General features: G+C 36.3%; 4 protein-coding genes. All 4 read left to right on the top strand.

Annotated elements, in window-relative coordinates:
• The first annotated feature begins 471 nt into the window (after positions 1 to 471).
• The 4 genes from BBROOKSOX_RS08275 (at position 472) to BBROOKSOX_RS08260 (ending at position 6,320) form a co-directional block, all read left to right on the top strand.
• The gene (locus BBROOKSOX_RS08275) at positions 472 to 957 is read left to right on the top strand and encodes an asparaginase domain-containing protein (protein WP_139660897.1); all 486 of its coding nucleotides are present in this window, start codon (positions 472 to 474) and stop codon (positions 955 to 957) included.
• Between the two features lie 19 nt (positions 958 to 976).
• Positions 977 to 3,496 (top strand): YhdP family protein, encoded by a 2,520-nt coding sequence (locus BBROOKSOX_RS08270; protein ID WP_139660895.1) that lies wholly within the window; start codon positions 977 to 979, stop codon positions 3,494 to 3,496.
• Entirely contained in the window at positions 3,493 to 4,911 is a 1,419-nt protein-coding gene (gene tldD, locus BBROOKSOX_RS08265; protein ID WP_139660893.1) for a metalloprotease TldD, read from the top strand. Before BBROOKSOX_RS08270 ends, tldD begins: the two co-directional genes overlap by 4 nt.
• A gap of 95 nt (positions 4,912 to 5,006) precedes the next feature.
• A complete protein-coding gene (locus BBROOKSOX_RS08260) occupies positions 5,007 to 6,320 on the top strand; it encodes a hypothetical protein (RefSeq protein ID WP_139660890.1) in 1,314 nt (437 codons plus the stop codon).
• The last annotated feature ends 460 nt before the right edge of the window (positions 6,321 to 6,780 follow it).

Here is a 6,780-nt window from a genome sequence, read left to right as displayed (position 1 = left end):
ATAAATAGGGATGATTAGCAAAATCCAATTTTTGCCCAATGGGTGATTTCTTTAAACCTTGTCCTAGCAGGGCTAAGGCTGGGTTTAAAAAATCGCCAAGTGGGTGAAAAGTGGGTTTCTGATGATTATTCCTATTTATGCAAAGGTCTCTTATTAATTGTTTAGCTTTATAATTTTGTCTAGTCCCTGACAATCATACATCGTATTTTATAAAAAATATCGGGCTTGTTCTTGTCTTTTTATAAAATTATAATAATTTAAAAACTTTGTTGGGTGTTTTGAATGCGTCAATATCCATCCTTTCTTAACAAGGCGTTAAATTTTTTTTCTATTGTTGAAATAATGGCATTTAATGGTATTTTTTTATTTAATATCGTTCTTGTTATTATAGGGTTTTCTATGCTGTTTTACTAAATTGCAACAAAGTACACATTGTGCTTATTTTGCTAATAAATAGGTATCATTCACATCATGAAAATTAAAGTTTTAATGACGGGCGGCACGATTGATAAAGTCTACAACACTTCAACAGGTGAGCTAACCTTTGTCAAAACGCATATTATTGATATGCTTAATCGTTCGCGCTCAATGGTTGATACCTTGTCCGAGGTGTTATTTTTGAAAGATTCATTAGAGATAACGCAGGACAACAGAGCCTTGATTTTATCCAAATGTCTTGAGTCTGAAGAAGATTCTATCTTAATCACGCATGGGACGGATACTATGGTGGAAACTGCTCAATTATTAGGGGCAAATATTAAGAATAAAACCATTGTCTTATTTGGGGCAATGCTACCGTATTCGGTAAATCAATCAGATGGTTTGTTTAACTTAGGTTTTGCACTTAGTAGTGTGCAAAATCAGCCGCTTGGTGTTTATATTGCTATGAATGGTCAAGTATTTGATTTTGATAAAGTACAAAAAAACACCTCGCTAGGTATTTTCGAAAACATCTAGGCATTATAATACCAATCTAATGAGCAAAAAATTACTATCGCACAGCGTTAAAATACTTAAGCTAGGTACTTGGATTGGCGGTATTTTGGCGGCACTTGTTGTGTTAGTTGTCGCCGTTGTGATAATATTTCTTGTACTGATTCAAGAGCCTCTTGAAGCGCAATTATCTGAACTTAGTGATTTAGATGTTAAAATAACTAAACCCTATTTTGATTTTAAGGATGGCGATTTATTTCTAAAAATAGATAAATTGGAAGTGTTCAATATTGGGTCAGTGCCAAACAGCAATCCTCTGGGAGGACAGAAAAGTCTAGTTGTGGCTGTTGATAACTTAAAATGGGATGCATACTTATACTTGTACTCATTATTCACGGATATTTACAATCCTAATAAGATTTCTATTGATGTTTTGACGCTTGATTTAAATGCTATTCAAAGCAACATTGAATTTGGTGCTAATCAAGTTCAAACTTTGGCAGCGCTACCGAATTCAGAGATATTTGAGTTTTTAAAGGTATTAGATATCAAAAAAATGTTTGTCAAAGGCGAGCAAAATATTGAAATTGCGCCGATATTAATCACTGCTAATAATAAGCAACTTACGCTTAAAATTACTGGACAGAGCCTAAATCTTGGGGTATTAGAATCAAATACGAGCAAAGTAGATATTATCGCTACCATTTCTAATGCTCAATCTGCAGATGTGCTGTTAAATTTACCAATCTCAATTAGTAATGAAGAATTATCGATCACAACGAATGTTAAATTTACCAACCAAGCGGGGGACAATGTTGTTGAGTTTGAGAGTTTTTTAGCGCAAATTCCAGCCAACAAACTTATCAATTATTTGTCACCAAAATTCGTAGGTGATGATGTTTACACTTGGATAAAACAGAGCTTTCTTGCTGGCACATTGCAAGATTCAAAACTTAAAATTAAGCAAAATCTATCAAAATCAAGCGATGCACAGGTGCAATTTAGTAGTCAATTAAAAGCATTAGAGTTGAAGTTTGATGCGGATTGGGAACCCCTTAAAAAACTTAATGCCAGTTTGGAGCTGGATGGCAAAAGAATGACAGTGATGGTGCATGATGGCAAACTTAACGATATGGCACTCAATGCGATAAAAATTCAAATTGATGATATCAGTCAACAAGAGTTAGATGCCAAAGTTACTGGCAAAATTAATACTCAGAGCGAGCGCTTGGTTGAATTTTTAAAACGCGCACCACTTGATGAGTCAGTGCATGAAGTGTTAAATAGTATTAATTTATCTGGCAAAGTAAATGGCGATATACGCTTAGTGGCTCTACTAGATGAAAGAGAGTCAATATTGGATATTGATTTAAACCTGAAAGATAATCGTTTGTCTGTGCTAGATGACAAAATTGTGATTAAGGGCTATAACTCAAAGCTGGCATTTCATCATAATAAAATTACTGCCACTGGTAGCGGCAAGATTCGTGGCAAGCTATTTGACATTCGTATCAATCCTAACAACAAGGCTGATGACCATGAGCGTATCTTTGGGGTGGAATTGATTGATAGTAGTAGTGGCTTTAAAGCGTACATAACGAAGCAACTTGATCAATCTTGGCGTGGCAGGATTGAATCCAAATCAGTTAAGGGTAATGTGGCAGTTTTTCCAAATGAAAAGGACATTCCGAATGTTAGAATATTAGGGTTGCAAGTGACAAGTTTAGATACGATTAAAAGTGACTGGGAAATCACACCAAAAGATTTTCCTAGTATGCATTTAAATGCTACAAACATTCGTATTAACGAAGATATTTTTCCAGACTTTAGTGCCGAGTTGGTTTCTAAAGATAGTATACTTTCGATTAACAACCTGGAGCTTAAGGGGCTTGGTGTTAGCAAGAAATTACTTAGTTTTCAAGGTGCTTGGGATGGTAAACACACACAACTTAGTGCTAAGGCAAAAGGCAAAAATTTGGCTGAATTTTTGCAACGGTTGAAAGTTAAAGAAAGAGTTATAGGTGGAAAATTTGATTTTGATGCGAGCCTTGCTTGTGAATGCGCCCCATGGAATATGAGCTATCAAGATATCACTGGTTATTTTGATATGAGTGTTAAAAAAGGCGTATTCACTGACCAAGATCCTAATATTGGGCGAATTTTGTCACTGCTCAATATTAAATCAATTGCTAAGCGCCTGAGTTTAAATTTTTCTGATGTTACCAACAAAGGCTTTACTTATGAGCATATAAAAACACAGGTGCGCCTAAAAAATGCAGTGGCTAAGATTGAGAATTTTAACTTAAAGGCTTTATCAGGCAATATTGTGCTGACAGGGCAAAGTCATATTATTGATAAGCAATATGACTTAGTGGCAAAAGTAACACCTGCCATCAGCAACGCTGTACCTATCGCCACCTATCTTGCAGGGGGTGGGTTGATTGGATTGGGCGTGTGGGCAATAGACAAAACATTATTTGACGGTAATTTAATTAATAAAGCCGCAGTGTTTAAATATAAAATTACCGGAGCATGGGACAAACCTATTATTAAAGAACAATGATTGAACAACTACTAAATGAAAATAACTTAAACCAAGACAAAATTGAGGGGCTACTTTCCGATTTATTTGCCAAAGGCACTGACTATGCAGATTTGTATTTTCAGCATTCAATTGCTGAATCATGGTTTCTTGAAGAGGGCATTGTTAAATCTGGTACTTATAGTATTAGTCATGGTGTTGGTACGCGTGCAGTAAAAGGCGAGCAGACGGGCTTTGCTTATTCAGATGATTTAAACATTGATGCCATTCAAAAGGCCGTTGATTTCGCCAAAGGCATCTCTAAAAACCAAGCACCACAAAAAATTCAGACTTTACAGTCAATTCCTCATGTGGCTAAGTACAATGGCATGAGTCCATTAGAGAGTCTGAGCTCAGCAGAGAAAGTTGATTTACTCAAACGCATTGATAGCATCGCCAGACAAGAGCCTAAAGTGAAACAAGTCAGTGCCTCACTATCAGGTGCTTATACCGAAGTGTTGATTGTTTCAACCGATGGTGTTTATCAAAAAGATTATCGCCCCATGGTGCGCATCAGTGTTAGCGTGATTGTTGAGCATGATGGTAGAATTGAGTCAGCCTCTAGTGGCGGCGGCGGGCGTTATGATTATCGGTATTTTATCGATCATAATTTTGCTGAAGTCTATGCCCAAGAAGCTATTCGTCAAGCCTTAGTCGCACTTGAGGCGCAAGACGCCCCCGCTGGCAAACTACCCGTAATCTTAGGACCAGGTTGGCCAGGTGTGTTACTGCATGAGGCCATCGGGCACGGCTTGGAAGGAGATTTTAATCGCAAAGGCACCTCAGTTTTCACAGGCAAAATCGGCGAACAAGTCGCCAGTGAAAAATGCACCATTGTTGATAACGGCACTTTAGCCAATCGCCGCGGTTCTTTAACCGTTGATGATGAAGGCACGCAGACACAAAATACCACCTTGATTGAAAACGGTATTTTAAAAGGTTATATGTTTGATAAGATGAATGCAAAATTAATGGGTGTTGAGCCAACAGGTAATGGACGACGCGAGTCTTACGCACATATCCCGATGCCAAGAATGACCAACACCTATATGCTAAACGGCGAAGACACATTAGAGCAGATGATTGCCTCCGTTGATGATGGGCTCTATGCTGTGAATTTTGATGGCGGTCAAGTTGACATCACCTCAGGTAAGTTTGTGTTCTCAGCCAACGAAGCCTACCTGATTAAGAATGGCAAAATCAGCCACCCCGTCAAAGGCGCAACCCTCATCGGCTCTGGCGACGAAGCACTAAAAAAAATCTCCATGGTTGCCAACGATTTAAAACTCGATAGCGGTGTTGGTGTTTGTGGTAAAGACGGACAAAGCGTGCCAGTCGGCGTTGGGCAACCCAGTCTTAAAATTGATGAATTGACGGTGGGTGGTACGCAAGTGTGATGAATTCCATCAAAAGTTATTAAACTTTTTGGTGGTAAAATCCAGCATTTACAAATGATTATAAAATTAATTCAGAATTTAAAAGTAGTTATATTATGAATGAAGCGCAAACAATTACAGATATTCGTACTACCAAAAATGCAATTAAAGAAGGCATAAAAAAAGTAGATACTACGAATTATCAAGGAGAAAAATTTGGTAGCGAGAGTGAGTACACTTACGAAGACTTGCTTGAGGGTATAAATAGCCTATTAACAGATATTGCAACTTTAATTAAAGCACCTGTGCAATTTTCAAAATTATCAACTTATGGAGAAAGAAAGGAAATCCTTGACAGTCTAATAAAGATTAAATCTGGTATTAACCATCCCCATAATTCATATTCATATCCATCGTTAGACCAATCGTTAGACCAATTGAAACAATCAATTCGTCCTTTCCATATTCGTCATACAAAAGAGAGGTTGATTGAATTTAATGATGAATTTAATGATGAATTATCTGAGTTTGTGAGGAAAAAACAAGAATTTGCTGAAACTTTAAATAACTTACAACAAGATTTAGAATTAACAACGAAAAATAAAGTTGAAACCAACAAGGTATTAGTCTTGTTACAAGAACAAAATAGTGAGTTAGAAAGTAATATTAAATCTGGTAAAGATAGGCTAGATGCTCTAAATGAAAAGATAAGTAATATAGAAAATGATGAAGAGCGTATTTCGGAGATAAAAAATCAATATGATAAGCAGAAAGAACAGGTTGATAATTTCGTAAAAAAAATTATCAAGAGAGAACAACAAATAGAAGATCAGACTGAAAAGACCAATGTCTTTAATGTACTATTAAAGGAATTTACCACTCAAAGAGATGAGTTATTAAAGACGGCACAAGCACTTATAAAAGAAGCCAAAACTGCTTTAGGATATAAAAAAGCGGAAGGTATTAGTGGTGCCTTTAAGGCACAATTAGAAGAAAGAGATGAGGGAAAAAAGTGGTTGTGGTTTGCCGGTGCTTTTATTATGATTGCCATAGGTTTAACTATTATGTTTATTTGGAAGACTCAATCTGTTGATTTAAATACAACATTGGCGCGAATTTCCATTATTTCATTGCCTTTTTCAGGAGCGTGGTTTTGTGCTGGACAATATACAAAACTTAAAAATATTGCAGAAGATTATGCTTATAAAACTATGTTGGCACAGTCTATTATTGGCTTCTCTGAACAATTAAAAAGCACGGATGATTCTGACACTAGCTATCAAGATTATATGAAAAAAATGCTGGATGAGATTCATCAGCACCCGCTTAAAAATCATAAAAGACAAGAAAAAGTAAATCCATATAAAAAAACATTAGACGATTTTAAGAATTTACTTTCTAAAAATAACAAAAATAAAGCATCTGAATGACCAGCATTCTAAATATCAAAAAACCAATACTAAGAGACCTTTGTATAAAGTAGGGATGATTGACAAAATCCAATTTTTGCCCAATGGGTGATTTCTTTAAACCTTATCCTAGCAGGGCTAAGGCTGGGTTTAAAAAATCGCTAAGTGGGTGAAAAGTAGGTTTCTGATGATTGTTCCTATTTATGCAAATGTCTCACTAATAGGGTGTTAATGTCCTGCCAACCACTCTACGCCATAACCCCAAAAAATCCTTCACTGGCTGCACAAATCAGCGAAGCAACACCAAGTCTTGGATTGATTGAGGCGGGGAAGTCAAGTCACCATAACTTCGCAAATAAAATCAAATTCAGCGACATTGGCAATTGAGGGCAATATGTTGAGTAGCAAAACGACCAAGAAATAAGAGGTATTTTAGAAAAAGTTGGTTGATTTGTCTATGGTTATTGTTAGTTTTATTGTT

The sequence above is a fragment of the bacterium endosymbiont of Bathymodiolus sp. 5 South genome, from assembly GCF_900128535.1.
GTDB lineage: Bacteria > Pseudomonadota > Gammaproteobacteria > PS1 > Pseudothioglobaceae > Thiodubiliella.
Note: the sequence above shows the minus strand (reverse complement) of the source record. Positions and strands in the feature narration are given on the sequence as shown.

What these genes read in the sequence shown, in the direction of transcription:
- BBROOKSOX_RS08275 (WP_139660897.1), top strand. Translation starts at nt 472, where the DNA reads ATGAAAATTAAAGTTTTAATGACGGGCGGCACGATTGATAAAGTCTAC.
- BBROOKSOX_RS08270 (WP_139660895.1), top strand. Translation starts at nt 977, where the DNA reads ATGAGCAAAAAATTACTATCGCACAGCGTTAAAATACTTAAGCTAGGT.
- tldD (WP_139660893.1), top strand. Translation starts at nt 3,493, where the DNA reads ATGATTGAACAACTACTAAATGAAAATAACTTAAACCAAGACAAAATT.
- BBROOKSOX_RS08260 (WP_139660890.1), top strand. Translation starts at nt 5,007, where the DNA reads ATGAATGAAGCGCAAACAATTACAGATATTCGTACTACCAAAAATGCA.